This is a genomic window from Inquilinus limosus MP06, from assembly GCF_000767795.1.
GTDB lineage: Bacteria > Pseudomonadota > Alphaproteobacteria > DSM-16000 > Inquilinaceae > Inquilinus > Inquilinus limosus_E.
In genome coordinates, this window is sequence record NZ_JANX01000940.1 from 1 (window position 1) to 1436 (window position 1436).

Here is a 1436-nt window from a genome sequence, read left to right on the forward strand (position 1 = left end):
GCATGCGGCGGTTCGAGTGATCGAGTTCTGAAAACTCATCCTGCTCCGACTCTCACCGCCGCCCGATCAGCTCCTTCAGCCCGTTGGCGATCTGCTGCTGCAGGAACGGCTTGCTCCAGACCGGGCGGCCGCGGTGCAGCAGCTCGATCTCCGCCTCCGTCCGGCCGGTGACGAAGGCGAAGGGGATGTCGCGCTCCTCCAGCACATCGGCGGCGGCATAGACCTCCGTCCGGCCCAGGCCGATGTCGAGCAGCGCGGCATCCAGCCGCTCCGAGCTGGCGATCCGGACCGCTTCGTGCAGCGTGCTGACCGGGCCGACCACCTCGACCCCGGCCGACGCGGCGATGTCTGCCAGCATCGCGGCGAGCCAGATGTCATCCTCGACGATCAGGACGCGGGGCAAGGGCTCTCGGCTCTCCATCTCGCCAGCTCCCTTCGTGCGACGGTCTCCCTACCAACACCCGAAAGCGGGAATCCTATCCATGGACCGTCTATCGGATGTGTATCGCACCCGGCCGGAACCGGCGGAAAGCCTCGGGAGTTGTCAAGGAGTCCGCCTTACGAGCCGCATGGGAGCATGGCGATGACCCTGAGCGCAGAGGAGGTCGCGGCGATCCTCGGCCCCACCGAGGAGACGCTGGTGGCCGACATCATCCGCACCGGCGCGAGCCGGGAGGAACTGGCCCAGGCCTGGGCCTGGGTCGGCAGCGACGAGGCGATGATCGGCGACGGCCGGCCCATGCCGGCCGGCCGGGTCGCCGCCCTGGTCGAGCTGCTGGCGCCGGAGGAGGACGAGCCGGAGCCCGGCCCGCCGCCGGTCACGACATGATCAGGCCGCCATCGACATTGATGGTCTGGCCGGTGATGTAGGCGGCGTCGTCGCTGGCCAGGAAGGCGACCAGCCCGGCCACGTCCTCGCCGCTGCCGGCCCGGCCCATCGGGATGCCGCGGACCCATTCCGCCATCAGCTCGCCGGGCTTGTAGTCGCCCAAGAGCTTGCCCCAGGCGGCGTCATTGTAGGCCCACATATCGGTGTCGATGATGCCGGGGCAGAAGGCGTTCACCGTGATACCTTCCTTCGCCACCTCCTTGGCCAGGCTCTGGGTGACTCCGACGACGCCGAACTTCGAGGCGGCATAGTGCGGCGTGAAGACGAAGCCCTGCCGTGCCTGGCCGGAGGCGGTGTTGATCAGCCGGCCGCCCTTGCCATGCCTGCGGATCCGGCGGATCGCTTCCTGGCAGCACAGGAAGACGCCCTTGGTGTTGACCGCCAGCACCTTGTCCCATTCCGCCTCGGTCATCTCCTCGATCCGGGCGATGGTGATCACCCCGGCGTTCTGGATCGAGATGTCGACGGTGCCGAAGCGCTTCTCCGCCTCGTCGTACAGGGCCGCCACCTGGGCCGGGTCGGTGACGTCGGCGACGAAGGAGGCGGT

3 protein-coding genes are annotated in these 1436 nt (G+C 68.7%); 1 reads left to right on the forward strand and 2 read right to left on the reverse strand.

Annotated features, from left to right (window positions below; all coding sequences use genetic code 11):
• Positions 1-52 precede the first annotated feature (52 nt).
• Positions 53-403 (reverse strand): response regulator, encoded by a 351-nt coding sequence (locus P409_RS34190; RefSeq protein ID WP_052121707.1) that lies wholly within the window; start codon positions 401-403, stop codon positions 53-55.
• A gap of 180 nt (positions 404-583) precedes the next feature.
• On the opposite strand from P409_RS34190, the gene P409_RS34195 reads away from it, so the two are divergent.
• Positions 584-829 carry a hypothetical protein gene (locus tag P409_RS34195; protein WP_034849279.1) on the forward strand — a complete coding sequence of 82 codons (246 nt, stop codon included), beginning with the start codon at positions 584-586 and terminating at the stop codon, positions 827-829.
• On the opposite strand, the gene P409_RS34200 is transcribed toward P409_RS34195, so the two are convergent.
• Positions 819-1436, reverse strand: a 618-nt coding sequence (locus P409_RS34200; protein ID WP_034849282.1) for an SDR family oxidoreductase, incomplete at its 5' end; no start/stop codon positions are given. The two genes, P409_RS34195 and P409_RS34200, sit on opposite strands and share 11 nt — an antisense overlap.